Source organism: Hallella mizrahii, from assembly GCF_009695775.1.
Lineage (GTDB): Bacteria > Bacteroidota > Bacteroidia > Bacteroidales > Bacteroidaceae > Prevotella > Prevotella mizrahii.
In genome coordinates, this window is the sequence record NZ_VUNG01000092.1 from 1 (window position 1) to 1,691 (window position 1,691).

Annotated in this window: 1 protein-coding gene; it reads left to right on the forward strand. The window is 49.6% G+C overall.

The genetic code is table 11. From position 1 onward, the window contains the following. The first annotated feature begins 292 nt into the window (after positions 1–292). Positions 293–1,678, forward strand: coding sequence for an IS110 family RNA-guided transposase (locus tag FYJ73_RS15555; protein ID WP_154535652.1), 1,386 nt, complete (start codon positions 293–295; stop codon positions 1,676–1,678). Positions 1,679–1,691 lie beyond the last annotated feature (13 nt).

A 1,691-nucleotide genomic window follows, 5' to 3' on the forward strand; every position in this document is an offset into this window, starting at 1 on the left:
TTTGCAGCAAACTTTTAGAGGTCTTTAAAACAAAGGCACGATATAACTGGGGGATGCGTTCTTCGAACGCATTTGAAAAAGCGCTCAAACATTACGATTTTCACTAAAAAGTGATTAGCTTTGTTGCGCCAGACAAGCTAAAGCCAGTTTCTTAGTAGGGCTCAGACCCTAATTTGCAGCGTGGCTCCGTCTCCTAGTAGACAAACGATTGTGCCGTAGGAGGCCTTATAGAAGAATACTTCTGTCCAGAGGAGTCGGGTCTGGCAATGTTTTACAACAAAAGCCAATCACGATGACAAAGGTAAGAAGAAAAAATGGAATCGGCAAGGATCGCGAGTTCAAAGTTGTCCATCTTAACGCTGCAGGTGTAGATGTATCCCCAAAGGAAATGCAGGTGTGTGTTCCAAGCGACCGCGACGAGAAGTGCAACCGCACGTTCGGTGTGTACACGAAAGACCTGCATGAAATATCCGCATGGCTGAAGAAGTGCGGCATAGACACGGTGGTAATGGAGTCGACCGGAGTATACTGGCTTCCCCTGTTCCGAGTCCTAAAGGGTGACGGGTTCGATGTGATACTGGTAAATCCCCGTGAAGCCAAGAACTATGCGGGCAAGAAGACCGACGAGGCTGACGCCCATTGGTTGATGACGCTCCATACTTACGGTCTGTTGAAAGCCTGTTTCCAGCCTGACAATGTAACCCGTGAGATTCGGAACTTGGTAAGGCACAGGGACAACCTGATACAGTCATGCAGCCGTGAGGTGCTGCACCTGCAGAAGGAGATGGAGCAGATGAACCTGAAGCTGGACAACGCCTTCAGCGACATACTGGGCAAGTCCGGCCAGGCAATCATCAAGGCAATACTTGACGGCGAGCGTGACCCCGAGAGGCTTGCGGGGCTGGCAGACTGGCGGTGCAAGAAGAGCAAGGAGGAGATAAAGGCATCCCTCCAGGCGACATGGGACGAGGACCACCTCTTCATCATGAAGCAGAGCGATGACCTGTACCATTACTACAAAGACCTCATCAAGGACACCGAGGCAAAGATAGAGGAATTGGTCAACCGTTACTCTGCAAGCGTGGATGCGGACAAGGCTGCGGCTATGGAACGCAGCAAGAAGCAGAAGCAGCTGCACAACGATGTCAGCTTTGACATAGAGCAGTATGCCTACAACGCCTGGGGGGTCAATGTAATGCGCATGCCGGGGATGAGTAAGAACTCCGCACTTCGGCTGCTTGCGGAACTTGGGCCGGACTTCGTGGAGAAATTTCCTGACGCAAGGCACTTCGAAAGTTGGGCGAATCTGGTGCCGAACAATAAAATCTCCGGTGGGAAGCTGCTTTCGAGCAAAGTCCCCAACAAGAACAATCCTGTGGGACAGGTGTTCAGACAGTGCGCCAATGCGCTATGGAGATCAAACGAACCGTTGGGAGATTACTTCCGCCACATCAAGGCAAGAAGCGGCCATTTACAGGCAATGGTTGCTACAGGCAAGAAAATGGCGGGAATCTTCTATACGATGGTCAAAAACAAAAAAGAATATGACGTGTCAATATATGCCAAAAGCAAGGAGAAAACTCTTGAAAGAAGAATTAAAAAGCTTCAAGCAAAGATTCTTCGCCTACAGAATGAGCAAGCTCAATCTGGGCTCAAGGTAACGGATGGCACTGATTAGTTATATAGAAGTA

Bases quoted from the DNA above. Each gene is read 5' to 3' on its own strand.
- FYJ73_RS15555 (WP_154535652.1), top strand. From the start codon at position 293: ATGACAAAGGTAAGAAGAAAAAATGGAATCGGCAAGGATCGCGAGTTC.